Annotated in this window: 22 protein-coding genes and 2 tRNA genes; 10 read left to right on the top strand and 14 right to left on the bottom strand. The window is 65.3% G+C overall.

Annotated features, from left to right (window positions below):
- Nucleotides 1-2: 2 nt before the first annotated feature.
- From V6M50_RS17790 to gdhA, 3 genes are read right to left on the bottom strand one after another with little or no spacing between them, the layout of a single operon-like run.
- Nucleotides 3-1,976, bottom strand: coding sequence for a heme-binding protein (locus tag V6M50_RS17790; RefSeq protein WP_332819919.1), 1,974 nt, complete (start codon nucleotides 1,974-1,976; stop codon nucleotides 3-5).
- A gap of 4 nt (nucleotides 1,977-1,980) precedes the next feature.
- A complete protein-coding gene (locus tag V6M50_RS17785; RefSeq protein WP_332819918.1) occupies nucleotides 1,981-3,414 on the bottom strand; it encodes a multiheme c-type cytochrome in 1,434 nt (477 codons plus the stop codon).
- Between the two features lie 38 nt (nucleotides 3,415-3,452).
- Nucleotides 3,453-4,808: an NADP-specific glutamate dehydrogenase gene (gene gdhA / locus V6M50_RS17780; RefSeq protein WP_332819917.1), complete on the bottom strand. Its 1,356-nt coding sequence runs from the start codon at nucleotides 4,806-4,808 to the stop codon at nucleotides 3,453-3,455.
- A gap of 157 nt (nucleotides 4,809-4,965) precedes the next feature.
- Here gdhA and V6M50_RS17775 point away from each other — a divergent pair, with 157 nt between their 5' ends.
- Together V6M50_RS17775 and V6M50_RS17770 are read left to right on the top strand one after the other, a co-directional pair.
- Complete coding sequence (locus V6M50_RS17775) at nucleotides 4,966-5,916, top strand: tetratricopeptide repeat protein (RefSeq protein ID WP_332819916.1); 951 nt, start codon at nucleotides 4,966-4,968, stop codon at nucleotides 5,914-5,916.
- 24 nt (nucleotides 5,917-5,940) lie between these two features.
- Nucleotides 5,941-6,600 (top strand): hypothetical protein, encoded by a 660-nt coding sequence (locus tag V6M50_RS17770; protein ID WP_332819915.1) that lies wholly within the window; start codon nucleotides 5,941-5,943, stop codon nucleotides 6,598-6,600.
- Nucleotides 6,601-6,888: 288 nt separating this feature from the next.
- Here the strand turns inward: V6M50_RS17770 and putA are convergent, their stop codons facing one another.
- Nucleotides 6,889-9,987: a bifunctional proline dehydrogenase/L-glutamate gamma-semialdehyde dehydrogenase PutA gene (putA, locus tag V6M50_RS17765; protein WP_332819914.1), complete on the bottom strand. Its 3,099-nt coding sequence runs from the start codon at nucleotides 9,985-9,987 to the stop codon at nucleotides 6,889-6,891.
- 97 nt (nucleotides 9,988-10,084) lie between these two features.
- On the opposite strand from putA, the gene V6M50_RS17760 reads away from it, so the two are divergent.
- The 3 genes from V6M50_RS17760 (at nucleotide 10,085) to V6M50_RS17750 (ending at nucleotide 10,787) form a co-directional block, all read left to right on the top strand.
- On the top strand, nucleotides 10,085-10,555 hold the full coding sequence (locus tag V6M50_RS17760) for an Lrp/AsnC family transcriptional regulator (RefSeq protein WP_332819913.1): 471 nt from the start codon (nucleotides 10,085-10,087) through the stop codon (nucleotides 10,553-10,555).
- A gap of 57 nt (nucleotides 10,556-10,612) precedes the next feature.
- A tRNA-Thr gene (locus V6M50_RS17755) sits at nucleotides 10,613-10,688 on the top strand.
- Nucleotides 10,689-10,713: 25 nt separating this feature from the next.
- Nucleotides 10,714-10,787: transfer RNA gene (locus V6M50_RS17750), tRNA-Gly, on the top strand.
- A gap of 101 nt (nucleotides 10,788-10,888) precedes the next feature.
- On the opposite strand, the gene V6M50_RS17745 is transcribed toward V6M50_RS17750, so the two are convergent.
- Nucleotides 10,889-11,668 carry a transglutaminase-like domain-containing protein gene (locus V6M50_RS17745; protein ID WP_332819912.1) on the bottom strand — a complete coding sequence of 260 codons (780 nt, stop codon included), beginning with the start codon at nucleotides 11,666-11,668 and terminating at the stop codon, nucleotides 10,889-10,891.
- A 131-nt stretch (nucleotides 11,669-11,799) separates the two neighbouring features.
- Here V6M50_RS17745 and V6M50_RS17740 point away from each other — a divergent pair, with 131 nt between their 5' ends.
- Nucleotides 11,800-13,053, top strand: coding sequence for an MFS transporter (locus V6M50_RS17740; RefSeq protein ID WP_332819911.1), 1,254 nt, complete (start codon nucleotides 11,800-11,802; stop codon nucleotides 13,051-13,053).
- Here V6M50_RS17740 and V6M50_RS17735 read toward each other — a convergent pair.
- Complete coding sequence (locus V6M50_RS17735) at nucleotides 13,026-13,787, bottom strand: competence/damage-inducible protein A (RefSeq protein WP_332819910.1); 762 nt, start codon at nucleotides 13,785-13,787, stop codon at nucleotides 13,026-13,028. The two genes, V6M50_RS17740 and V6M50_RS17735, sit on opposite strands and share 28 nt — an antisense overlap.
- 102 nt (nucleotides 13,788-13,889) lie before the next feature.
- Here V6M50_RS17735 and V6M50_RS17730 point away from each other — a divergent pair, with 102 nt between their 5' ends.
- Together V6M50_RS17730 and V6M50_RS17725 are read left to right on the top strand one after the other, a co-directional pair.
- Nucleotides 13,890-14,531, top strand: a complete 642-nt coding sequence (locus V6M50_RS17730; RefSeq protein WP_332819909.1) for a glutathione S-transferase family protein — start codon at nucleotides 13,890-13,892, stop codon at nucleotides 14,529-14,531.
- A gap of 17 nt (nucleotides 14,532-14,548) precedes the next feature.
- Nucleotides 14,549-15,157, top strand: coding sequence for a GNAT family N-acetyltransferase (locus V6M50_RS17725; RefSeq protein WP_332819908.1), 609 nt, complete (start codon nucleotides 14,549-14,551; stop codon nucleotides 15,155-15,157).
- Here V6M50_RS17725 and V6M50_RS17720 read toward each other — a convergent pair.
- Together V6M50_RS17720 and V6M50_RS17715 are read right to left on the bottom strand one after the other, a co-directional pair.
- Complete coding sequence (locus V6M50_RS17720) at nucleotides 15,154-16,050, bottom strand: DUF2785 domain-containing protein (RefSeq protein ID WP_332819907.1); 897 nt, start codon at nucleotides 16,048-16,050, stop codon at nucleotides 15,154-15,156. The genes V6M50_RS17725 and V6M50_RS17720 overlap by 4 nt on opposite strands.
- A gap of 75 nt (nucleotides 16,051-16,125) precedes the next feature.
- Nucleotides 16,126-16,857 (bottom strand): Bax inhibitor-1/YccA family protein, encoded by a 732-nt coding sequence (locus tag V6M50_RS17715; RefSeq protein ID WP_332819906.1) that lies wholly within the window; start codon nucleotides 16,855-16,857, stop codon nucleotides 16,126-16,128.
- Between the two features lie 140 nt (nucleotides 16,858-16,997).
- On the opposite strand from V6M50_RS17715, the gene thpR reads away from it, so the two are divergent.
- Complete coding sequence (gene thpR / locus V6M50_RS17710) at nucleotides 16,998-17,612, top strand: RNA 2',3'-cyclic phosphodiesterase (protein WP_332819905.1); 615 nt, start codon at nucleotides 16,998-17,000, stop codon at nucleotides 17,610-17,612.
- Here the strand turns inward: thpR and V6M50_RS17705 are convergent.
- Nucleotides 17,522-18,007: a low molecular weight protein-tyrosine-phosphatase gene (locus tag V6M50_RS17705; protein WP_332819904.1), complete on the bottom strand. Its 486-nt coding sequence runs from the start codon at nucleotides 18,005-18,007 to the stop codon at nucleotides 17,522-17,524. The two genes, thpR and V6M50_RS17705, sit on opposite strands and share 91 nt — an antisense overlap.
- A 107-nt stretch (nucleotides 18,008-18,114) precedes the next feature.
- Here V6M50_RS17705 and V6M50_RS17700 point away from each other — a divergent pair, with 107 nt between their 5' ends.
- Nucleotides 18,115-19,713 carry a spinster family MFS transporter gene (locus tag V6M50_RS17700; RefSeq protein WP_332819903.1) on the top strand — a complete coding sequence of 533 codons (1,599 nt, stop codon included), beginning with the start codon at nucleotides 18,115-18,117 and terminating at the stop codon, nucleotides 19,711-19,713.
- Here the strand turns inward: V6M50_RS17700 and V6M50_RS17695 are convergent.
- From V6M50_RS17695 to V6M50_RS17675, 5 genes are all read right to left on the bottom strand, one after another.
- Nucleotides 19,710-20,282, bottom strand: coding sequence for a superoxide dismutase family protein (locus tag V6M50_RS17695; protein ID WP_332819902.1), 573 nt, complete (start codon nucleotides 20,280-20,282; stop codon nucleotides 19,710-19,712). The two genes, V6M50_RS17700 and V6M50_RS17695, sit on opposite strands and share 4 nt — an antisense overlap.
- Nucleotides 20,283-20,628: 346 nt before the next feature.
- Entirely contained in the window at nucleotides 20,629-21,054 is a 426-nt protein-coding gene (locus tag V6M50_RS17690) for an ExbD/TolR family protein (RefSeq protein ID WP_332819901.1), read from the bottom strand.
- A gap of 35 nt (nucleotides 21,055-21,089) precedes the next feature.
- Entirely contained in the window at nucleotides 21,090-21,608 is a 519-nt protein-coding gene (locus V6M50_RS17685) for an ExbD/TolR family protein (RefSeq protein WP_332819900.1), read from the bottom strand.
- A gap of 128 nt (nucleotides 21,609-21,736) precedes the next feature.
- Nucleotides 21,737-22,552: a MotA/TolQ/ExbB proton channel family protein gene (locus V6M50_RS17680; protein ID WP_332819899.1), complete on the bottom strand. Its 816-nt coding sequence runs from the start codon at nucleotides 22,550-22,552 to the stop codon at nucleotides 21,737-21,739.
- A gap of 59 nt (nucleotides 22,553-22,611) precedes the next feature.
- Entirely contained in the window at nucleotides 22,612-23,268 is a 657-nt protein-coding gene (locus tag V6M50_RS17675; RefSeq protein ID WP_332819898.1) for an energy transducer TonB, read from the bottom strand.
- Nucleotides 23,269-23,326 lie beyond the last annotated feature (58 nt).

The raw sequence follows: 23,326 nt of genomic DNA, 5'->3' as shown, positions 1-23,326 counted from the left end.
GCCTATAGCCCGTCGCAGACATTCTGGCTCGCCGTGTCGAGGAACGGGGCGAAAGGGCAGCCGACATAGCGCAGACGCACCCCAGCGCCGACATTGACGACGACATTGTCGGAGCGAATGGCTTTGGGCGCATTGCCGATGCCGCCGACGCGCGCGCCGCCATTATGGAGCCCAAGGAAGCTGATCATATCGTCCTGGTCGATGCCGTCGCCCGACACCCCGATCGCGCCAACGAGCTGGTTGCCGCGATAGATGGGGACCGAGCCGGGGAAGATCTGGATGCCGTTCTGGAGCCGGTTCTGCCCCGGCGCGACGTCGGGCAGCGTCGTGCAGCGCTGCGGCGTGTCGGGATTCGCGCTCTGCAGGAAACCGAGGTGCTGACCGAGGTTGCCGATGATCAGCGCCGACTGCAGCCCGGTCGAGAAGGGATTGAACTGCGCAATCGGGCGCGACAGCGGCCCCTGCGGCCGGCCAACCTCGCCATCGGGGAAATAGGGCCGCGACAGGTTGCCGTTCGCGCGGTCGGAGAAGGCGATCGTGCCGGTGAGCGCGGCAGAATTATTGAGGAAGGTCCGCGTCGCCGTCACGAACTGGCGGACGTCGGCGCTCGCATTGGCGCTGAGTTCGCCTCCCGCTTGCGCGCCCGAGAAGAAAGCTGCGGTCCGCGCTTTTTGCAAGGATACGTCGGTGCCGAAGATCGGCGCGTCGGGCGAGCGGACGATGCCGAGCACCGACCCGTGCGTATCGACGATGCTGATCGTCACCTGCGCGCGGCTGTCGAGTGGGCGGCGGATCTGCGCGCGCGCGCGGCTCATCACCGTGAAGGCCTCCTCGAGCACCGCGCGCGCCTCGGCCGCCGTCAGCGGCGCGCTGTTCGTCGCGCCGTCGGTCCCGGCGCGGAGCGGATAGCGGTTGGTGCCGCTGCCGTCGGTGAGCACGAACGCGTCGCGGTTCGAAAATTCGGTCGCGGTCGATGCGCGGATGCCTGACGCCTCACTGCCATAGGCGGTGCCCGCGATGACCGCAGCATTGGCATAACCGATCACCGCGACCAGACTGCCCGCGGTGCCGTTGAGGCTCGCGAAGCTCGCGCTGCCGCTGCTCATCACCCCGGCAAAGGTTGCGTCGGAGAAGCGCAAGCTCGTGCCGTCGACGGTGATCTTGTCGGCGGTAATCGTCGAGGGAGCCTCGAACCCACGCGTGCCCGCGAGCGCGATGAACTCCTCGGGATCATTGTCGATGTCGAGGATATTGGGATCGCTGCCGTAAACCCCGTCGCCCATCACCCCGATGCCGCCGACGAGCACGCCATTCTTGTAGAGCGGCAGCCCCCCGGAGTCGGCGGCGAGGCCGAGCGGCGAGCGTTTGGGGCCGATCAGCGCCGCAGCGCCCGCCGCGCCGAAGCGCGCCGACAGGTCGCTGCACGGCAGCTGGCTGAACTGCACGCCGAAGAGCGGTCCGCTTTCGAGGCCGACGGTGGTCGGCGCAGGCGGGAAATGCTCCTGCACGATCTGGCTCGCGGTGCGGGTCGAGAAGGCATTGCCGCCGCTCGACAGATACGCGCCGGTCACCGCCTTGGCGATCGCGCCGCCCTCGGCGGGAAAGGTGACGTTCTGCGCGTCGATATGGACGCCGTTGGGCGCGGGCGCGGTCGTCGCGGTGGCGCGCGCACCGTTCATGCGGAACACACCGAGCACATTGCCGACGCGATCGGTCACCGCGATCACCGACGGCAGGCCGCGTGCCTGCGCTTCGGCAATCGCCTGCGCCAGCACGCGCTCGACGTCGGTCGTGGTCAACGCTTCGGCGGCGGGGGGCGTGTAGAGGCCGCCCGTCGGCGTGGGTGTGGGGGTCGGCGTGGGTGTGGGGGTCGGCGTCGGCGTTCCGCCGCCACCGCCACCACCGCACGAGCCGAGCAGCAGGGCGCCCATCGCGGCAAAGGCGGCCGAGCGGAAAAGATGGGTTTTGCTCCGCATGATCTTACCGCAGCGCCCGGATCGCGCGCACCGCGCTGCCGAACGAGGCCTGGAATTCGGACGGCTTGTAGGCGTTGGGATCCTTCACCGCGGCATAAGCCCGGTCGATGTCGCCGCGAATGCCCGCCGCGGCCCCCACGGTGACGCGCCCCGACGACACCATCGCGTTGAGCAGCGTGTCGACCCCCATCACCGCCTGCTGCGACCCCGAGTAGTCGGTGTAACGATCGCCGATCGCCTTCGCCGAAATCGCATCGACCATCGCAAAGGCGTCGGTGCCCGAGAAGCTGCGCGACGCGAAGGCGCTCTTGAGCGCCGCGACGGTCTGCGACAGCTGCGCCGCCGCTTGGACCGCGCTCGCCCGATCGGTCGCCATCGCCTTGTGGAACGCGGCGGTGCGCACCGCGAGCTGGTCGGCGAGCGCGGGCGCCGCAAGCCGCGCGGCGGCGGCGAGCATGATCAGATTCTCGTCATTATAGGGCGGCATCCCCTCGGGGATGGAGCGGCCGGGATTGTCGATACCCGTGCGTACCGGCTTCGCCTGGTCGAAGATGCGGCGGTGGCAGCTGTGGCAGTCGAGGAAATAAAATTCGGGGAACATCCCCTCGGTCCCGCGCCGCGTCTGGAACAGAGCGAGGCTGCGCTCGATCGCCGTCGCCTGTCCCACCGCCCACATCTGGACATGATCGGTGCGTCCGGCGGGGGCGCCGAACATGCGCCAGCCATAATCGGCATCCTCCTGATGATGCGCCTGGAGCGAGGAGAAGAGATCGAGTTCGAACGCGATGCGCGGATGTCCCGCCGCCATGATGCGGTGGGTGACGAACTGGCCATCGGCGGCCGCGCCGAAATGGCAATCGACGCACACCCCCGCGCGCACCATCGGATCCTCGAGCTTCTTGAGCCCCGCCGACAGGTTCGCACGATGCTTGTCGCGCATTTCGGCGTCGGGATCGGCGTTCGTGCCGACCCCGGCGTAGTGGCTGGCGATCCAGCCGCCCGCGGGGCCATGGCACGATTCGCAGCCGACGCCGTCCTCGGCCGGAACGGCGCGCGCGGTGCCCGCCGTGCTATGGCAACCGAGGCACATCTGCGCCTTTGCCGGATCGCCGATACCCAAGTTGCGCGCAATGAACTGGCTGCGGTTATTACCCAGCACCGCCCAGGCGCGACTGTGCGCGCCGCCGGGGGTCGAAGGCTCCTGCCATTTCATCAGCTCGTCCTGGCGGACGACGGTGCCGTCGCCCTCCATCCGGCCGTGGCAGGTCGACCCGGCGCACGAGGCGACCCCGGTATAGCGCGCTCCGCTTTCGCCCTGCGAGCGGGCGGGCGGGGCGAGGACGACAGCGGCGATCGCAAGCACGAGCAACATCAGCACAAGGACGGCGAACGCCGCCCAAGGCCGTTCGCCGCGCTCCTTTCCAGCGTGCGTCGTCATCCGCAGAACCCCTTTTTCCCGGCCGGACGCTTTTGCGCCTAAACCACTCCGAACGCCAGCATCGCGTCGGCCACTTTCTTGAAGCCGGCGATATTGGCGCCCTTCACATAATCGATATAGCCATCACCCTGATCGCCATAGGTGATGCAGCTGGTGTGGATGCCGTCCATGATGTCCTTGAGCATCTGTTGCAGCTCGCCCTCGCTCCACGCGCGCCGTCCGCTGTTCTGGCTCATCTCGAGCCCCGACACCGCGACGCCGCCGGCATTGGCCGCCTTGCCCGGCGCGAACATGATCTTCGCATCCTTGAAGATATGCACGCCCTCGAGGTTCGTGGGCATATTCGCGCCTTCGCTGACCGCAATACAGCCATTCTTGACGAGCGCCTTGGCATCGTCGCCGAGCAGTTCGTTCTGCGTCGCGCACGGCAGCGCGACGTCGCAGGGGACGCCCCACGGCGTTTTGCCCGCGGTGAAGGTCGCGCTCTTATACTCGTCGCAATATTCCTCGATCCGCCCGCGGCGGTGGGTCTTGTGTGCCTTTACCCAGTCGATCTTTTCCTGGGTGATGCCGTCGGGATCGTGGATGAAACCGCCCGAATCGGAGAGCGTCAGCACCTTGCCGCCGAGCTGGACGATCTTTTCGGCCGCGTGCGTCGCGACATTGCCCGACCCCGAGATGACGGCGGTCTTGCCGACCAGATCCTGCCCCTTCGCGGCGAGCATGTTGGCCAGGAAGTAAACGGCCCCGTAGCCCGTCGCTTCGGTGCGGATCAGCGAGCCGCCCCATTCGAGCCCCTTGCCGGTGAGCACCCCGGTGAACTCGTTCGTGATGCGCTTGTACTGGCCGAACATGAAGCCGATTTCGCGCCCGCCGACCCCGATGTCGCCCGCCGGCACGTCGATGTCGGCGCCGATGTGGCGATACAGCTCGGTCATGAAGCTTTGGCAAAAGCGCATGATCTCGCGCACGCTCTTGCCCTTGGGATTGAAGTTCGACCCGCCCTTCCCGCCGCCCATCGGCAGGCCCGTGAGCGCATTTTTGAACGTCTGCTCGAACGCCAGGAATTTGAGCACGCTTTCAGTGACGCTGGGGTGGAAACGGATGCCGCCCTTGTACGGGCCGATGGCATTGTTGTTCTGGACACGCCAGCCGCGCTGGACGCGGATATTGCCCTTGTCGTCTTCCCAGCACACGCGGAAGGACACGACCCGGTCGGGTTCGGCAATCCGGCGCAATATCTGTTGCGCGTGATATTCTTCCTTGTCGGCGATGAAATCGAAAATGTCTTCCGACACTTCCTGCACCGCCTGCACAAACTCGGGCTGACCCGGGTTGCGCTTTTTCACGCCTTCCATGAACGTCGAAAAGTCGACGTGATCCGAAACTGCCATGCACCCCTCCCCTGTTATGACTGGGAAAGCCGGTGCGACCCCTGACGATTTAATCGTTGACCGACCTTGTATGTCAAAGGCTACACCATCGCCGGGCAAAGGCAAGACGGCTGCACGCGCGGTTCGTCTTTTTTCGAGGGCAGGACAGAGGGCAAAAATGAGCGAGAGCAATAAGATGGTCAAAGGGGCGGGCGGCGGCCTGACGGGCAGCAACCGGGCAATCCTGATCGCCGCGTTCGTGCTGCTCGCCGCCGCGATCGGCTATGTGATCTGGCGCGATTCCGCTCCCGCCGCTGCCGATCCGGCCGCCGAAAGCGCCGCCGCGCCGTCCGACCAGCTCGCCGAACTGGAGGCGCGCACCAAGCGCGAGCCGAACAGCGCCGAGGCGTGGACCGCGCTTGGCGCGGCGCGATTCGACCTCGGCGATTTCGCCGGCGCGGGCGCCGCTTATGAGAAAGGGGTCGCGCTTTCGCCCGATTCGGCGGGTCTCTGGTCGGCGCTGGGCGAGGCGCGGGTGATGGGAAGCGACAGCGACCCGATGCCCGCCGCGGCGCTCGAAGCCTTCAACAAGGCCATCGCGCTCGACGCCAGGGACCCCCGCGCGCGCTATTTCCTCGCGGTGAAACGGGACATCGGCGGCGACCATAAGGGCGCGATCGAGGACTGGTTCGCGCTGCTCGCCGACACGCCGCAGGGCGCGCCGTGGGAAGCCGACCTCCGCCGCACGATCGAACAGGTCGGACAGATCCACAAGATCGACGTCGCCGCGCGGCTTGCAAGCACGCAGGCGCGGCCGCTGACCGCCGACGAAATGCCGGTCGCCGCGCGCGCGATCCCGGGGCCGAGCCGTTCGGACATGGAGGCCGCCTCGCAGCTCCCCAAAGGCCAGCAGGACCAGATGATCGAGGGCATGGTGAGCGGGCTGGAGGCGAAGCTCAAGGCCAATCCGGCCGATGTCGACCGCTGGATCATGCTGATGCGCAGCCGCATGACGCTGGGCGAAACCGCGAAGGCGGCGCAGGCGCTGAAGGACGGCATTGCCGCCAACCCGGCCGCGGCGGGACGACTCAAGGCGCAGGCGCAGCTGCTCGGCGTGCCGGGTGCGTGAAGACAGAACAATATGGGGGGTTATGTGAAGGAAAGAGTGTTTGCCGCTTTCGCACTGCTGTTCGCGCCGATCGGTGGCATGGCTTCCGCCAGCGAAACGATCAGCTTCACCGTCGGCGATGTAAAGTTTACCGCCATTGCACCCGAAGGTTATTGTATACCCAAAGGCGAGGATGAAATCTTCGCGGCCGAAGTTGCGATTCAGGACACCTCGAGTTTTACGTCGCTGACACTCATACGCTGCGACCTGGCCGGCGAAGAGCGTGGCTATGACGTTGATTTTCTTGTCATCAAAACACCTTTCAGGCTGCTTTCCGCAATAAAGTCACGCGAAGAATTGCTTGGATCCCTTTCGGCCCAGATGGGAAAGCCCGACTGGGAGATAAACCGCGAAATGGATGGTGTGCCAAACCAGATTGCCGATACCATGTCGCGAAACTTCGCGACGGCTGTATCGGTCGAAGGAACCATCAGACCGCGCGGCGTGGACTCCATTTGCGCCTATCTGGGCGGCAAACTCACCGGTGCTGGTGGGTCGGGCCTGATGGGTTCCTGCGTAACAAGTGTCGACGGCAAGGTTATGACCATCCATTCCTATGGCTTGGCGGACGGCTCTCAAAGCGTGGAGAATTTGATGCGGAGGTCACGCGCCGTTGCGTTAAGCATCAAACGCGTCGCCCCCTGACCCGCCATCAGCGCCGCATAGCCGCCCGCCCCTTGCCTCAAAACAGGCTACGCCCGCTAAGTCGATTCAACCGGGCATTGCGTGCCATTGCACGTCGCCGGAGAAAGGCTATGCTGGTTCCGCTGTGGGGGGCACCAAAAACATAAGGTCGCCGCGGCACAGTGCCGCGAGACGCTTTCGGACGTATTTGCCCGGGACAGTTGTCCACTCTGTATCGGGCCTCGTGGTCACAACTGACCAGCTGATGCGCGTGCTGCCGCAACGCCCGCACATCAGCCGGCGCTGAATTTAACCCGCCATCAGCGCCGCATTACCGCCCGCTGCGGTGATGTCGGTCGAGATCGACTTTTCCTCGGCAAAGCGGTGGAGATAATGCGGGCCGCCAGCCTTGGGCCCGGTGCCCGACAGGCCGCGGCCACCAAACGGCTGCGAGCCGACGATCGCGCCGATCTGGTTGCGGTTGACGTAAACATTGCCGACCTGCGCACGCGCCGCGATATGCGCGGCGACGCCGTCGATGCGCGTGTGGACGCCGAGCGTGAGGCCATAACCCGAGGCATTGATCGCATCGATCAGCGCGTCGAGCTCGCCGCCCTTCCACGTCGCGACATGCAGCACGGGGCCGAAAATCTCGCGCTTCAGGTCGGTGACATGGTCGAGCCGGATCAGGGCGGGCGGGACAAAGTGGCCGTCGGCGGGCAGGCTCGTCCGTCCGGCCTCAGCGATCACGCGGCCTGCGGCCCGGGCTTCGGCGACATAGGCGGCTATGTTCGCCCGTGCTTCTTCGTCGATGATTGGACCGACGTCGGTCGCGAGGATCGACGGATCGCCGATGTTGAGTTCGGCCATCGCGCCCGCGACCATTTCGATCATCGTGTCGGCGACATCTTCCTGCACGCAAAGCAGGCGCAGCGCCGAGCAGCGCTGCCCCGCCGACTGGAACGCCGAGGCGACGGCGTCGCGCGCGACCTGTTCGGGCAGCGCGGTCGAATCGACGATCATCGCGTTCGCGCCGCCGGTTTCGGCGATCAAGGTCGCGATCGGGCCGTCGCGTCCGGCGAGGCTGCGGTTGATCATCCGTGCGACCTCGGTCGAGCCGGTGAAGGCGACGCCGATGATGTCGTTGTTGCTCGTCAACGCCGCGCCGACGGTTTCGCCGCGGCCGGGGAGATAGTGGAGCACGTCGCCGGGGATGCCGGCTTCGAGCAGCAGTTCGACCGCAGCGTGCGCGATCAGCGGCGTCTGCTCGGCGGGTTTCGCGAGCACGCTATTGCCCGCGGCGAGCGCCGCCGACACCTGCCCCAGGAAGATTGCGAGCGGGAAGTTCCATGGGCTGATGCACACGAACACGCCCTTGCCTTCGAGCATCAGCTCGTTGCGCTCGCCCGTCGGGCCGGGCAGCGCGACCGGGTAAGTGAAGTCGGCGCGCGCCTGCGCGGCATAATAGCGGAGGAAATCAACCGCTTCGCGCACCTCGGCGATCGCGTCGACCAGCGTCTTGCCCGCCTCGTCGATCGCGAGACCGAGGAAGAGCGCCTCATGCTCCTCGAGCAGATCGGCGGCGCGTTCGAGCCGCGCGGCGCGGAAAGCACCGCCGGCGAGGCTCCAGTCGCCGTGCGCCTTGCGCGCCGCGGCGACGGCATCGGCGACCGTCGCGGCGTCGGCCTCGATCACCTGACCGACCACGGCGCCCGTCGCGGGATTACGCACCGCTTCGGCTTTGCCTTTTCGCGAAACGCCGCCGACGATCGGTGCCGCAACAAGATCGCTCCGCCGCGCCGCGCCGATCGCCGAGACCAGCGCCTCGGGCACGCCGGGATCGCCGAGGTCGTAGCCGCGCGAATTGCGCCGCGCGGGATCAAACAGGCCAAGGCCCGTCGCGATGTTCGACGATGCCGCGCTCGCGACGCTGCGCGGATCGACCGCGAGCTGTTCGGCGGTGACGCCGGGGTCCGAAAATTGGTGGACGAAGCTGGAGTTCGCGCCATTTTCGAGCAGGCGGCGGACGAGATAGGCGAGCAAATCGCGGTGCGTTCCCACCGGCGCATAGACGCGCACCGGGCGCGGCGGGGGGAACAGCGCGACGAGTGCATCATGCGCGCCCTCACCCATGCCGTGGAGCCGCTGCAACTCGTAATCGGCGCCCGCGAACAGTTCCGAGACAAAGGCGAGCGTCATCGCATTGTGACTCGCGAACGCCGGATAGATGCAATCCTGGCAATCGCGCAGCAGCTGCGTGCAGCGCATATAGTTGAGGTCGGTGTGCAGCTTTGCCGTGAACACCGGGAAATCGCCGAGGCCCAGCGTCTGCGCGCGCTTGATCTCGGTATCCCAATAGGCGCCCTTGACGAGGCGCATCGACAGCTTGACGCCGCGCGCCCGCGCGCGGTTCGCGAGCCAGTCGATCACTGCGGGCGCGCGCTTCTGATACGCCTGGATCACGATACCAAGGCCCGTCCAGCCGTCGGCGATCCCCGCGTCGATCAGCGCGGCGAACACATCCATATGCGGTTCGAGGCGGTCGCTTTCCTCGGCGTCGATCATCAGCGGGATGTTCACCGCGCGCGCCGCGCGCGCGAGTTCGATGACATTGGGAATGAGTTCGTCGCGAACACGTGCCGGCTGCAGATATTCGTAGCGCGGATGGAGCGCCGAGAGCTTGATCGAAATGCCATGGTTGGCGTGCGGGTCGCCCGGCTTCGCGGCCTTGCCGATGCGCGCGATGGCGTTGGCGTAGCTGTCATAATAGCGCTGCGCATCGTCGGCGGTACGCGCCGCCTCGCCGAGCATGTCGAAGCTCGCCAGTTCGGACTTTTCCTTGTCGGCGCGCTTGACCGCGGCGTCGATCGTCTCGCCCATCACGAACTGCTGGCCGAGCAGTTTCATCGCCGCGAGCGCCGCCTGGCGGATCACCGGCTCGCCCGAACGGCGGACCATCGACTTGAGCAGGGTCAGCGGATTCGCCTTGCTGCCCATCGCGTCCAGCATCAGCGTCGCCGAGCCGAGCGAGAGGCCGCGCGCCGAAAGCGCGACGATCAGCGGGCTGTCCTCGTCCTCGCCCTCATTCCAGTGGCGCCCCGCGATCTTGTCGCGGATCAGCGCATTGGCGGTCGCGCTGTCGGGAACGCGCAGCAGCGCCTCGGCGAGGCACATCAGCACCACGCCCTCTTCGGTCGACAGGCGGTAGCGGTTCATCAGCTGGGCAACGAGCGTTTCGCGATCGCCCTCGGCCTTCGCCTTGCGGATCAGCGCGAGGCCGCGCCGGGTGACCGCATCGATGCTTGCCGAAGAGGTCGCGAGGGCGGTGCGCAGGTCGGCGACGAGTTCGGTTTCGCTGCGGCGGGCGAGAGCGCGGATCGGCGCGCGGTCTGGTGCGGATTCGGTCATGCACCATCTTATCGCGCCCAATGACGGCGATCTGCCTTCTTATGGGCTCTTCAAACTATATTTTGACCTAATTTCCTCTGGAATGTAGTCCAATTGAATGAATGATGGCGCTTTGGCAGTCCGGCTGGACGAATTCGACCGCAAGATCCTTGCGATTCTGCGGAAGGATGGCCGCATCACCTTCACCGACCTCGCCGAGCAGGTCGGGCTGTCGAAGACCCCGTGCCAGCAGCGGGTGAAGCGGCTGGTGGAGGGAGGGGTCATTGTCGGCTTTCGCGCCATCGTGGACCCCGCCAAGGTCGGCCTCGACCATGTCGCCTTTACCGAGGTGAAGCTGTCCGACACACGCGAAACCGCGCTGAAGGAGTTCAATACCGCGGTGCGAGAAATCCCCGAGGTCGAGGAGTGCCACATGATCGCGAGCAGCTTCGACTATCTGCTCAAGGTCCGCACCGCCGACATCCGCCGTTACCGCATCATATTGGGCGAGAAGATTTCGAGCCTGCCGCACGTCGCGAGCACCTCGACCTTCGTCGCGATGGAAACGATCAGCGAAACGACGCGCTGAAGCAGAAATCACGGCGCTTGTCTTCGCCCCGACACGCTGATAGAGGCGCCCATCGTTGCCGCTTTAGCTCAGTTGGTAGAGCACATCATTCGTAATGATGGGGCCACAGGTTCGAGTCCTGTAAGCGGCACCACCATCTTCCGCCTGCGGCGGAAAATGCGGGTGTAGCTCAATGGTAGAGCTTTTGCTTCCCAAGCAAGTGACGAGGGTTCGATTCCCTTCACCCGCTCCAACTTTTGCAGTGATTTGGTCTTGCTAAATCACGATCAGCGAAAGTTCGGCCAGCCCGCGCAGCGGGACTGACGGCGTGGCTTTGCCGCGCCGGACCTCGCCCTATTCCACGGCCTCCACCGTCACCTGCTGGTTCAGCATCTCGATATCGCCATAGGCGGTGAGGAAGCTGATGTCGGCGGCGTCGCGGCCAACCGCGATTTTCGCCATCGCCGCTTCGCGCGCCATGCCGGTCGCATCGACCAGATGCCATTCGCCGCCGAGGAAGATTTCGGCGACCGCATGGAAATCCTGCGGCTCGACGCCGAGCGCGTAGACGCTGACGACGCGCGCCGGGATCGCCGCGGCGCGCGCCAGGCTGACCATCACATGCGCATAGTCGCGGCATACCCCGCGCCGTTCGACAAAGCTGTCGAGCGCATTGGTTTCGGAATCGCTCGATCCCGCCGCATAGGTGAAATGTGTCTCGATCCAGTCGCGCATCCGGCCGATCTTGGCGCCACCCTCGACATCGCCGAACTCGTCGTGGACGAAATGCAGGAACTTGTTCGACGGGCAATAGCGCGATTCGTTGAGATACTGGACCGTTTCGGCGGGAAGCTGGTGCATCGGCACCTTGCCCAGCGTCCGGTAATCGGTGAGGATCCGGTCGATCTCGACCGTCGCCGAATAGCGGACATTGAGCTCGCCGCCGCGGCGCAGCCAGATCCGTTCGCCGATCATGTCCTGCGCCGAAACCCGTGCGAAATATTCGCTGTCGCCGACGTCGAGCACCGCATCGAGGATCGCCTGTTCGGGGATGGCCGCCGCCTCGATATGCAGCATCAGGTCGACGGGATCGCCGAGGCGATAGTCGAGCGCAGCGGTGATGGCGAGTTTCATGGGCTGGCAACGCTCCAAAGCGGGAACCATGGCGCTACGGCTGGAAAATCACCGGCACAACAGAAAAGCATTGGCGTGACTTTACCGGAGCGCTGTATGGCCCTCGCACACATTCATCGACGGAACGATCCTTGACCGCATCGCGCACCATTCCCTTCATCGTCGTCACCATCTTCCTCGATGCGGTCGGTTTCGGCATCATCATGCCGGTGCTGCCGCAGCTGGTGATGGAGGTCGGCCGCATCGACTTGGCCGAAGCGATCGAAGTCGGGGCGTGGATCGGGCTGGTGATGGCGGTCGCGACCTTCCTCGCCTCGCCCGTCCTCGGCAATCTGTCCGACCGGTTCGGGCGGCGACGCGTGCTGCTCCTCGCGCTCGGCGGCCTCGCGGTCGACTATGCACTGCTCACGATCGTCCAGACGCTGCCCTGGCTGTTCGTCGCGCGCGCGCTGTCGGGCATTTTCGGCGGCAGCTATGCTGCGGCGCAGGCGGCGATCGCCGACATCACCAAATCCGAGGAACGCGCGCGCAATTTCGGCTTCGTCGGCGCGGCCTTTGGCATCGGCTTCGTCGCCGGGCCCGCGATCGGCGGTTTCCTTGGGGAGATCAGCCCGCGCGCGCCGTTCGTGGCGGCGGCCGTCCTTGCCGCGGCCAACATGCTCTATGGCCTCTTCATCTTCCCCGAAACGCTGCCCCCCGAACGCCGCCGCGCCTTCGACTGGCGCCGCGCCAATCCGCTCGGCGCGTGGAAGACGATGCGCGCACTCCCCGGCATGGACGGGGTCGCGGGGGTTCTGGTGCTGTGGCAGATCGCCAGCCTCGTCTATCCGATGACGTGGAGCTTTTACTGCATCGCGCAGCTCGGCTGGACGCCGGGGATGATCGGCGCCAGCCTGGCCGCGGTCGGGGTGATGATCGCGCTCGGCCAAGTATTTGTCGTCGGGCCCGCCGTCGCGCGGTTCGGCGAACGCGACGCCGCAACGTTCGGCATCTTCGTCGCGACCCTGGTCTATATCGGCTATGCCTTCACCACCTCGACCTGGGGCGCCTTCCTGCTGCTGGTCCCCATCGCGTTGCAGGCGCCGGTACAGCCGTCGCTGATGGCGATGATGTCACGTCGCGCAACCGCGGAAACGCAAGGCGAGGTGCAGGGGATTTCGGCGATGGCGATGGGGCTCGGCCAGCTTTTCGCCCCGCTGTTACTGACGGGAACGATGGCCTATTTCACCGCCGAAACGGCGCCCGTGCATTTCCCCGGCGCCGCCTTCATTGTCGCGGCCTTCTTTGGATTGCTGGCGATCGCAATGCTGCGCCGCCTGCCGCGCGCCACGCGAACGAGCGGCGACGAGCCCGCCGATCAGATCCCGCCGTCGGTCACCGCATAGCCCGCGGCCTCGAGGCCGGCAGTGAGCATCGCAACGCACGCCGCGGCGCGATCGCCGTCGGTCGAGCGCACGACGAAATTGGCGCCGACCTTTCCATCGCGAAAAAAGGGATAGCTGCCGATCGCGACCCCGGCGTGATCGCGCTCGCCCTGACGCAGAAGGTCGGCAACTTCGCTTTCGGGCGCCCAGGCGCCGATGGTGCGCGCAACGAGCGGCGCCCCGCCCTCGAGCTCGCCGGTCAACGCGTCGAGCATGCCCGCGGTGATATGCGGCACCCCCGCCATCACGAAAAGATTGCCGATGCGGATGCCCGGCGCACCCGACATGCGATTGGGGATCAGCTCGGCGCCGTCGGGGGTGCGCGCCATGCGCAGCCGCGCTTCGGTCAATTCGCCGCCGCGCGCGGTATAATAGCGCTCGAGGATCGCGCGTGCATCGGGATGGACGATCACTCCGACCCCCAGCGCCTTCGCGACCGCGTCGACGGTGATGTCGTCATGCGTCGGGCCGATGCCGCCGGTGGTGAAGAGATAGTCGTAACGCGCGCGCAGCGCATTCAGCGCGGTCACGATCTCGTCCTCGACATCGGGGACGATACGGACCTCGCGCAAACGAATGCCCTGCACGTCGAGCCAGGTCGCGATCTGCGCGACATTCTTGTCCTGCGTGCGGCCCGAGAGGATTTCGTCGCCGATCACCAGCACGGCGGCGGTCCAGATACGTTCGTCGCTCATGCCCTTGCCTTAGCCGCGAATGGTGACAAAACAAGCCCGCTGGAAGTCGAACGATGTTCCTGATATGTTCGCATCCGACTCGAAACCAACGGGAGAAGCGCGATGACCGACGAACTGATTTTCTATACCAACCCGATGTCGCGCGGCCAGATCGTCCGCTGGATGCTCGAAGAGGTCGGCGCCCCCTATGAACCGCGCATCCTCGATTATGGAACGACGATGAAGGATGACGCCTATCTCGCGATCAACCCGATGGGCAAGGTTCCCGCGGTCGTCCACGACGGCAAGGTCGTCACCGAATGCGCCGCGATCTGCGCCTATCTGGCCGATGCCTTCCCCGAGGCAAAGCTGGCGCCCGGCACCGCCGACCGCGCCGATTACTACCGCTGGCTATTCTTCACATCGGGACCCGTCGAACAAGCGATCACCGCCAAGCATTTCGGCGTCGAACCCGACGTCGACCAGCAGCGCATGGCGGGCTTCGGCTCGCTTCCCGCCGCGCTCGATGCGCTCGAGAGCGCGGTCGCGGACAAGGCGTTCGTCGCCGGTGACCGCTTCACCGCCGCCGACGTCTATGTCGGCAGCCAGATCGACTGGGGTTTGCAGTTTGGTACGATTCCTTCACGCCCGGCGTTCGAGGCCTATGTCGCGCCGCTGCGCGAACGTCCGGCCTACAAGCGCGCGAAGGGAATCGACAACGGCCTGATCGCCGAAATGCAGGCCGCCAATCCCGCACCCGGCTAAGCGGCGCGAAGAAGGGGGTGAATGACCATTCGGCTTGTCGGCTTTCCCAGTCCAATGAAGTTGGTACAATGACATCGCAATTTCCCGAGCTTGCAACCGCAAAGCTCCTGCTTCGTCCGCTCGTGCTGGAAGATCATCCCGCAATCCAGGCGATTTTCCCGCAATGGGAGATCGTCCGTCATCTGAATCCCTTCGTCCCCTGGCCCTATCCCGCCGATGGGGCGCTGACCTTTGTCCGCGACGTGGCGCTTCCTGCGATGCGCGAGGGCCGGGCATGGCACTGGTCGATACGGACGAGGCACGCGCCCGAAAAATTGATTGGCGTCATCAGCCTGATGCTCCACCCCGATGAGAACCGCGGTTTTTGGCTCGACCCCACCCATTGGGGAAAGGGTTTGATGCGCGAAGCAAGCGATGTCGTGACCGATTATTGGTTCGATGTGCTGGGCCAGCCGACCCTGCGCGTGCCCAAGGCGATCGACAACGCCGCATCCCGCGCCATCTCGACCGGCAGTGGCATGCGCGTCGTCTGGCGTGGCGAAAAGCGATATGTGGAGGGCTCCCTGCCCTCGGAATTATGGGAAATCACTGCCGATGAGTGGCGAGAGAGGAAATCGTCGACCTAAGATAGCGCTTTCAGCAATTCGACCGCCAGTGGCGCCAGCCGGCGGATCTGCGGGTCTTCCGATTCAGCGGCGCTGACATAGATGGCGGTGGCGAAGGCGGTGCTGTTGTGCACCGCCGCCAGCCGCTCGGCATTGCCGTTGACCTTCTTCCAGCGCGGCGCGCCATCGGGATGCAGCGTCCTAAACCATGCCGTCCAGGCCGCATCGTCGATGTCGGCGCGCTTGGCGAGGGACAGCACCGGCCGCGCGAGGCGCGAGGCTTCGCCGTGGATATAATAGGGCGAGGCTGGGGGCGCGACCTGCGCCGCGACGGCGCCAAGCACCAGGTCGGCGTCGACGCGCGACAGCCGCGGGTTGAGCGCCAGCTGGAGCATCACGTCGGCGCCGTGCGCGGCGCCATGCCGCCAGCCCTCGCCGACGACGAAACCGCGATAGTCGGAAACCCCGCGCAGATAGCCGGCGCCGGTTTCGGCAAGGCTGTGAAGCTCCGCGTCGGTCAGGAAAGGCTCGACCCGATCGGCGCGTGCAACTTCGGACAGCGTGAGCGCGGCAAAGGGGCGACGAAAGCCAGCGGCATCGCCGGGCGCCGTCACCATCTTCGTCAGCAGGCCGAACGTGTAGCGCATCTGATCGGGCGCCAGATATTTGCCCCGAAGCCCTTCGGACCACAGGGTGAAGGCAAAGTCGTCGCGCACCGCCGGATCGGGATCGCCGAGGCAGGCGGCGAGGGCATCGAGGTCGGCGTTGCCCGCTTTCGGAAAGAAGGATGCGGCGTGGCCCTTCAGATCGCCCGTCGGTCGCGCGACCGCGCACGTCGCCTTGCCCTCGGCGGCCGTCGCCGCCGGCACCCCCAGCATCAGGCCGGCCACCGCCAGCATCGCGCCCTGCTTCATTCCGATCCCCCAAAAAGAAAGAGCCCGGCGAATCGCTTCGCCGGGCTCCCTTGTTTCGCTCTTCGTCCGTCCCGCTTAGTCGCGGCTGCCCATCAGGTTGAGCAGGAAGGTGAACATGTTGACGAAGTCGAGGTAGAGCGTCAGCGCGCCCATCACCACCGACTTGCCGACAAAGTCGGTCCCGCGGACATAGAAATACATGCTCTTGATCTTCTGCGTGTCGTAGGCGGTGAGGCCAGCAAAGATCAGCACGCCGATGACGCTGATCGCCAGCATCAGCGCGCCCGACTGGAACACGAACGCATTGAGCAACATCGCAATCAGGATGCCGACAACGCCCATGATCAGGAACGTGCCGAAGCCCGACAGATCCTTTTTGGTCGTGTAGCCGTAGAGGCTGAGGCCGACGAAGGCCGCGGCAGTCGCGAAGAAGGTCTGTGCAATCGATGCATCGGTAAAGCGCAGGAAAATTGTCGACATCGACAAACCCATCACCGCGGCGAAAGTCCAGAACAGCGCCTGTGCAGCCATCGTCGACAGCTTGTTGATACCGAAGCTCAGCACCATAACGAAAGCCAGCGGCGCCAGCGCCACCACCCACATCAGCGGGCTACCGATCAGCGACGCGGTAAAGCCCGACTGAAACGCCAGCAGCGCGACGATGCCGGTGAGCAGCACGCCCGAGCCCATATAATTGTAAACCGACAGCATGTACGACCGCAGGCCGGCATCGACGGCCTGGTCCATTGCGTTCGCGCCGGCCCCAAAACCGGAAGCCGCCACATTGGGGTCGTTCCAATTCGCCATTGTCATTACTCCATCATCAGCCAGCCCATACCGGCCGTAGGGTGCAATATCGTGATTTTCCCATCCGCTTTCAAGCGAAACCGGAAAACCCGCGTCTTTGCGGTTTTCGCGGGCGCACAAGCGGTTATGCTGGCGGCGTCATGTCGACCCACCGCCTGTTCGTCGCGCTGCGTCCGCCGCATTCCGTCCGCGCGCTGCTGCGTGCCGCGATGCACGGCATTTCGGCCGCGCGCTGGCAGGATGACGACCAGCTCCACCTGACCTTGCGCTTCATCGGCGAGGTCGACCACCACCGCGCCGAGGATATTGCGGCGGCGCTGGGCGCGCTGCACGCCCCCGCGATCACCGCGCGCATCGCCGGGGTCGGCCTGTTCGAACGCAAGGGCTGGCCGCACACGGTCTGGGCGGGCGTCGAGCCGCTGGCGCCGCTCGCGGGATTGCACCGAAAAGTCGACCAACTGCTCGCGCGGGTCGGCGTCGCCGCCGAGACGCGCGCCTTCCTGCCGCACGTCACGCTGGCGCGGCTCGGCCGCGCCGCGGGCCCCGTCGCACCCTTCCTCACCCAAAGCGGCGACCTCGCGAGCCCGCCCTTCGATTTCACCCATGTCGTGCTGTACGAAAGCGAGCTCGCACACGGCGGGGCGCGCTATCACCCCGTCGCGCGCTATCCGCTCGATGAAGCGTCGGCGACCAGCGCCGCGGCGACGGCGCCGACATCGTCCCACGTCGCGGCAAAGCCGCCGTCGTCGCCATAATAGGGATCGGTCAGACTCTCGCCCGCCCGCCCCGGCACAAGATCGAGCATCAGCTGCAGCCGCGCCGTGGCATCGGCGGGCGCGAGCGCGCGCGCGTCGCGCAGGTTCGTCTCGTCCGCCGCAAGGATCCGGTCGAAGCGATAGAAATCCTGAGGCGTCAGTTGCCGCGCGCGCAAGTCCGAAATGTCGGCGCCGCGACGCCGCGCCTCGGCCTGCGCGCGATGGTCGGGTGGATGGCCGACATGCCAATCGCCCGTCCCCGCCGAATCGAGCGTCGCGCTGATTCCCGCGGCCTCGAATGCAGCCCGCGCCGCGCCCTCGGCGAGGGGCGAGCGGCAGATGTTGCCGAGGCAGAGGAAGAGGATCGCGGGCGCATCTTTTCCATCTTCACGCACATCGTTCCTCCTGTTTGCAAAGTTGAACCGACTTTCAACTTGCGCCTTTTCCCGGCTCTGCTAGCCATGAGCCACAAGAGATAATGGGTCAGGGAGAGGGTTACCAGATGGCCGAGACCGCCAGCGAAAATGACGGTGCGTACGAGCGGTCGCCGCTCCCCGTTACCCAGGCCAGCGGCTACAGCTGGTACGTCCTTTCGGTGCTGGTCGTCGTTTATATTCTCAATTTCATCGACCGGCAGATCCTGAGCATCCTCGCGGTCGACATCAAGGCCGATCTGGGGCTGACCGATGCCGATATGGGATTTCTTGGCGGCGCCGCCTTTGCCGTCTTTTATGCGTTGTTCGGCATCCCGCTCGGGCGTCTTGCCGATAACTGGAGCCGGGTGAAATTGCTGTCGATCGGGCTTTCGCTGTGGTCGGTCATGACCGCGCTATCGGGTTTCGCGTACAACCAGTTCAGCTTGACCCTGGCGCGCATGGGGGTCGGCGTCGGCGAGGCGACTGCGAGCCCGACCGCCTATTCGCTGATTTCCGACTATTTTCCCAAGAAGCAGCGGGCGACCGCGCTCGCCATCTATTCATCGGGGCTTTACCTCGGCGGCGGCGTCTCGCTGTTTATCGGCGCATTGATCGTCGAGGGGTGGAACAAGGCGTATCCCGGCGGCGGCCCGATGGGGCTCGTCGGATGGCAGGCGGCGTTCCTAGCGGTCGGCATCCCCGGCCTGATCCTCGCGCTGTGGGTGGCGACGCTCCGCGAACCGGCGCGCGGCGCCATGGACGGCGTACCGACCCACGGCTCGCCCACGCCGTTCCGGGCCTTTGGCAAGGATCTGACGATGATCGTGCCGCCGCTGACGCTGTACGGCGCGTGGCAGCGCGGCCCGGCGGCGCTTGCGATCAACATCGGCTTCGCCGCCGCCGTCACCGCCTTTGCGTGGTGGATGATCCACCTCACGGGCAAAGAGGCGCAATGGATGGCCGTCGGGCTCGGCTATTACGCCGTCTTCTCCTGGGCTTGCACGCTGCGCGCGCACGATCCCGCGACCTTCCGCCTCATCTGGGGCACCCCGGCGTTCATTTGCACGACGCTCGGCTATGGGCTCGTTGCGCTGGCCGCCTATGCGATCGCTTTCTGGTCGGCACCCTATGCCGAAACGGTGCTGGGGCTGCCCAAGCAGGAACTGGCGTTCATCCTGGGCGCGAATGGCGCACTCGCCGGCTTTATCGGTGTGATCGTCGGCGGCCGGCTTGCCGATGCACTGCGCGCGAGACATCCGGCGGGGCGCATCCTGATGATCATCTTCGGCGTCGTCGCCCCGATCATCCCGATCTGGATCGGCTATACGACCGAGAATTCGACGCTCTTCTATACGATGAATTTCCTCGCCGGCATGTTCGGCGCGACCGCGCTCGGCGCCGCCGCGGCGACAACGCAGGATCTGGTGCTGCCGCGGATGCGCGGAACGGCAACCGCCGCCTTCTTCCTCGGCACGACGTTGGTCGGGCTGTCGTTCGGCCCCTATATGGTCGGGCAGATTTCCGACCTTGCGGGCACGATGGTCGACGGCAAGCCGGTCGGCGACTTGCGCACCGGCATCTTGTCGCTGATCGGCGTCGCGCCGGTCGCGCTCGGCCTGTTGCTCTATGCCTATCGCGCGGTGCCGCTGGCGGAAGCGACGATAGTCGAGCGGGCGGAGGCTTAGCCCGCCGGCGGAGTCACGATCACCCCGCAAGCGATGCGGTCGCCGCTGTTGCCGCTGGGATCGGTCTTCATATCGTCGGGCTTGGCGTGGATGACGAAGGCAGCGCCGTCGGCGTCGATCACCCCGCCCTCACCCAGCAGCCGCGTACCGACGAGATGCAGCGATGCGCGGCCGATGGTCTCGGGTTCGACGACCAGGTTGGGCAGGTCGCCATGATGCGCGCCCATCGGATTTTCGCGGCCGTGCTGCGCACCGGTCGGGTTCCAGTGCGGTCCGGCGGTCGTGTATTTGGGCCCGTCGCAGCGGCCGACCGTATGGACGTGCATGCCATAGGTGCCGGCGCCGAAACCGCGCGCAACAACCTCGAGCCGCAGCCCGCTGCCGTCCTTGAAAATGTCGACGCGGCCGCGGTCGGCGCCGCGCGCATCGGTCAGTTCGGCATAAGCGTCGGGGACGGGAAGTTTGGTCACCGGCTTCTTGCCCATACCGGCGCAGCCGGCAAGCGCGAGCGCGCCGAGCACAACAAGGCCCTGTACGGTCTGTTTCCGGCGCGAACCCATCGTCATCATGCTGCTCCCTGTAGCAAAAGCTGGACTCAAAACGTCACGGCGGCGCGTTTCGATCCCGCTGCGCCGACGATGCCCGCAATCGCTGCCAGTTCCAAGGGCATAAGTCGCCTTTGGGGTGGGAAGCGGACGGCCCTTATTCGTCATCCCGGGCTTGACCCGGGATCCGCCTTCCTTCTTCCCAACCGAGAAAAGACAAGGCAGGCCCCGGGTCAAGCCCGGGGTGACGAGAAGTTGGATGACTGCAACCGGGCGCTTGCGGCCGTTCCGGTCGGCCATGAAGGCAAAGAAAAGGGGCCGCGAATCGCTTCGCGGCCCCATATTCTCGTCTGACGGCTTCGATCAAAGATCAGAAGACGCGCGCATATTGCTCGTTGCCGACGAAGCCCAGCTTGCCGACGCCGCTGCGCTTGATCACCGCCATGACATTGTCGACGACGATATAACGCGCATAGGGGTCGGGCTGGACCTGCAATTCGGGTTCGACCGGCAGCGCCTTGGTCTGTTCCAGATAGTTCGCCAACTGAGCCAAATCGACCGGCGATCCGTTCCAGGTGATCGTCCCCGCGGGGTCGATCATCACCTTGTTCTTTTCGGGGTCGACATTGCTCTGATTGTCGGTCGGGACCGGCAGATCGATCTTCACCGCGTGGGTTTGGACCGGGAGGGTGATGATGAACATGATGAGGAGCACGAGCATGACGTCGATGAGCGGCGTCGTGTTCATTTCCATCATCGGTTCATTTTCGTCCCGATCGCCAACGGCCATGGACATAGGATTATTCCTTCATTCCTGAATGGACCGACGCCTTAGAGGCGGCCCAGCGTGCCCGAGCCAGCAGCCGGTTCGGAAATGAACCCGATCTTCTGGAAACCGGCATATTGCATCGTATAGATCACCCCGCCGATGCACTGGTACGGCGTGTTCACGTCGCCGCGGATATGCACTTCGGGGAAATTTTCTTCGGTGATATTCTGCGGTCCGCCAATATCCTCGAGAAGCTGTTCGAGCTTCTTCTGCCCCCTTTCAAGCAGCTGGCGCGAATCGACCGGGGTCTGGCCCCAATAGACTTCGCAAGCGGTACTTTCGGGATTGGGTTCGCCATCGCCGTCGGTGTCGGCCGAGCGGATCGACAGCAGCACATTTTCGGGCTTCGTCGTCGTCGGTTCAAAGACCACGCTGGGCAGCTTGAGGTTCACCGTCTTCAGCACCACGGGAACCGTAATGAGGAAGATGATGAGCAACACAAGCATGATGTCCACGAGCGGGGTCGTGTTGATGTCGGACATCGGGGCATCTTCGCCCTTATCGCCTACACTCATCGCCATAGGATTAGCATCCTGTCACAAAATTTCTGTCACGGACTCGGGTCGGCGCGCAATCGGCCCGTCGCCCTGTCCAGCGGACCCCGCCCGATCGCCACGCGGCGAACGGGCGGGGATCCACAAGAGGTCGATCAGGCCTTCTTCGGTGCGGCGGCCGGAGCAGCGGCCTTCGCCGCGGCTGCCAGCGACGCCGGCTTCACCTGGCCGTTCGACATGATCGAGCCGAGAACGTCGTTCGAGAAGGTCGACAGACGGCGGGCGATCGCCTTGTTGCGGCTCTGCAGCCAGTTGAAGGCGAGCACCGCGGGAACCGCCACGATCAGACCGATGGCGGTCATGATGAGCGCTTCACCGACCGGACCGGCGACGGTGTCGATCGAAGCCTGACCCGAAGCACCGATCTTCACAAGGGCGCGAAGAATACCGATAACGGTACCGAACAGACCGACGAACGGAGCGGTCGAGCCCACGGTCGCGAGGAAGGCGAGGCCGCTGTTGAGCTTCGAGTTGATGTGGTTCTGCGAACGCTCGAGCGTACCGTGCATCCAGTCATGCGCTTCGACGGGGTTGGCGAGCTTGTTATGCTCTTCGTTGGCGCGCAGACCGTCTTCGACGACCTGGCGATAGGCGCTGTTCTTTTCGAGCTTCGACGCGCCATCGGCCAGCGTCGGCGCGCGCCAGAAATTGGCGTCGACCGCCTTGCCCTGGTTCATCACCTTATTCTGTTCGAACAGCTTGGTGAACAGGATGTAGAGCGTGCCGACGAACATGATCAGCAGGACGAGGAAGGTGACCTGCGACACGACGCCGCCTTCGCACAGGGCGGGGACGAGGCCGTAGGGGCTCGCGCCCTCTTCCTTGACGCACATCGACGCGGGCATGAGGCTCAGCCCCGCGTCGTGGGCCGGTGCTGCCGCAGCCGCGGCATTTGCGATCAGATTAAACATTGTGGATATTCCCTCTCAAGATATTCGGTAAAATCGAAAACAGACGGTCTTGCGCCAGATCAGCGCGGAATCTGCCAACGGATACGATTGCTGTAGCTTCCGCCCTGCGGGTTGCCCGCACGGTCCTTGCCCGGATTGAACCGGCCGCGGCGCGTGATGAGCTTGCAGGTCTCGGCATCGAGGTCGGCATGACCGCTCGACGACGTCACGTCGCACGACGTGATGCGCCCATCGGCACCATAGGTGACGCGGAAACCGGTCGTTCCTTCACGCTCTTCGCGCATGGCACGGGCCGGATAGTCGTCGTTCGTCGCCCAACGGCCCGGGTTGCCCTTAGGCGTACCGGCGGCGCTGAGGTCCGGCGTCGGCGGCGGCGCGGGCGGAGCCGGCGGCGTATAGGTCGGCGGCGGCGGGGTGCGCGGCGGCGTCGGCACCGACTGGACCGTATTGGTCGTCACCGGCGGCGGGATAGGCGACGGCGGCGTCACGACCGGCGGCGGCGGCGGCAATTTATTGTCCGGCGGCGGCGGCGGCGGCGGCTCCTCCGGTGGCGGCGGCTCTTCGACGTCCACCACATCCAATTTTTCGGCGAGTTTCTTGACGATACTGATATTCAGGCCGTTAACCAGGCCGTAGCCCAGAACTGCCGTTAGCAGACCAACCAAGACAATCGCCACTACCCTGTTTTTAGGGTCGACATTATCACCATAAGCCATTCAGGGACGACGCTCCTTGCTAGATCATCCTGACACCAATTCCCTGCCGACGGGTTCG

Origin of the sequence: Sphingopyxis sp. (assembly GCF_036675685.1) — a bacterium.
Taxonomy (GTDB): Bacteria; Pseudomonadota; Alphaproteobacteria; order Sphingomonadales; family Sphingomonadaceae; genus Sphingopyxis.
The sequence above is the reverse complement of the archived record's forward strand: the minus strand, read 5'-3'. Positions and strand labels throughout refer to the sequence as shown.

Bases quoted from the DNA above. Each gene is read 5' to 3' on its own strand.
- V6M50_RS17790 (WP_332819919.1), bottom strand. From the start codon at position 1,976: ATGCGGAGCAAAACCCATCTTTTCCGCTCGGCCGCCTTTGCCGCGATG.
- V6M50_RS17785 (WP_332819918.1), bottom strand. From the start codon at position 3,414: ATGACGACGCACGCTGGAAAGGAGCGCGGCGAACGGCCTTGGGCGGCG.
- gdhA (WP_332819917.1), bottom strand. From the start codon at position 4,808: ATGGCAGTTTCGGATCACGTCGACTTTTCGACGTTCATGGAAGGCGTG.
- V6M50_RS17775 (WP_332819916.1), top strand. From the start codon at position 4,966: ATGAGCGAGAGCAATAAGATGGTCAAAGGGGCGGGCGGCGGCCTGACG.
- putA (WP_332819914.1), bottom strand. From the start codon at position 9,987: ATGACCGAATCCGCACCAGACCGCGCGCCGATCCGCGCTCTCGCCCGC.
- V6M50_RS17760 (WP_332819913.1), top strand. From the start codon at position 10,085: ATGAATGATGGCGCTTTGGCAGTCCGGCTGGACGAATTCGACCGCAAG.
- V6M50_RS17745 (WP_332819912.1), bottom strand. From the start codon at position 11,668: ATGAAACTCGCCATCACCGCTGCGCTCGACTATCGCCTCGGCGATCCC.
- V6M50_RS17735 (WP_332819910.1), bottom strand. From the start codon at position 13,787: ATGAGCGACGAACGTATCTGGACCGCCGCCGTGCTGGTGATCGGCGAC.
- V6M50_RS17730 (WP_332819909.1), top strand. From the start codon at position 13,890: ATGACCGACGAACTGATTTTCTATACCAACCCGATGTCGCGCGGCCAG.
- V6M50_RS17720 (WP_332819907.1), bottom strand. From the start codon at position 16,050: ATGAAGCAGGGCGCGATGCTGGCGGTGGCCGGCCTGATGCTGGGGGTG.
- V6M50_RS17715 (WP_332819906.1), bottom strand. From the start codon at position 16,857: ATGGCGAATTGGAACGACCCCAATGTGGCGGCTTCCGGTTTTGGGGCC.
- thpR (WP_332819905.1), top strand. From the start codon at position 16,998: ATGTCGACCCACCGCCTGTTCGTCGCGCTGCGTCCGCCGCATTCCGTC.
- V6M50_RS17700 (WP_332819903.1), top strand. From the start codon at position 18,115: ATGGCCGAGACCGCCAGCGAAAATGACGGTGCGTACGAGCGGTCGCCG.
- V6M50_RS17695 (WP_332819902.1), bottom strand. From the start codon at position 20,282: ATGATGACGATGGGTTCGCGCCGGAAACAGACCGTACAGGGCCTTGTT.
- V6M50_RS17690 (WP_332819901.1), bottom strand. From the start codon at position 21,054: ATGTCCATGGCCGTTGGCGATCGGGACGAAAATGAACCGATGATGGAA.
- V6M50_RS17685 (WP_332819900.1), bottom strand. From the start codon at position 21,608: ATGGCGATGAGTGTAGGCGATAAGGGCGAAGATGCCCCGATGTCCGAC.
- V6M50_RS17680 (WP_332819899.1), bottom strand. From the start codon at position 22,552: ATGTTTAATCTGATCGCAAATGCCGCGGCTGCGGCAGCACCGGCCCAC.
- V6M50_RS17675 (WP_332819898.1), bottom strand. From the start codon at position 23,268: ATGGCTTATGGTGATAATGTCGACCCTAAAAACAGGGTAGTGGCGATT.